Annotated in this window: 1 protein-coding gene; it reads right to left on the bottom strand. The window is 62.8% G+C overall.

Annotated features, from left to right (window positions below; translation table 11 throughout):
- On the bottom strand, positions 1-269 hold a 269-nt coding region (locus tag A3736_RS10190), incomplete at both ends, for a potassium transporter TrkG (RefSeq protein WP_304439414.1).

The raw sequence follows: 269 nt of genomic DNA on the forward strand, positions 1-269 counted from the left end.
GACGCACAGCACCAGCAGCGCCGTAGGCGGCAGATCTCCGGTAATGCCAGTCGACAGACCCACCGTGCTGAAAGCGGATATGCATTCGAACAGAATATCGTCGAGCGGCAAAGGGGAGATCGAGGCGATATAGCTCGTCGCGACGAATATAAGCGACGCGGCCAACACCGTCACCGACAAGGCCTGTCGCTCGACCGCGCGGCCGAAACGCCGCTGGAACAGGCCGGCATCGCGGCGGCCAAGCACCTCGGACAGGACGATCGCGAAGA

This window comes from Erythrobacter sp. HI0063 (assembly GCF_001635685.1).
GTDB lineage: Bacteria > Pseudomonadota > Alphaproteobacteria > Sphingomonadales > Sphingomonadaceae > Qipengyuania.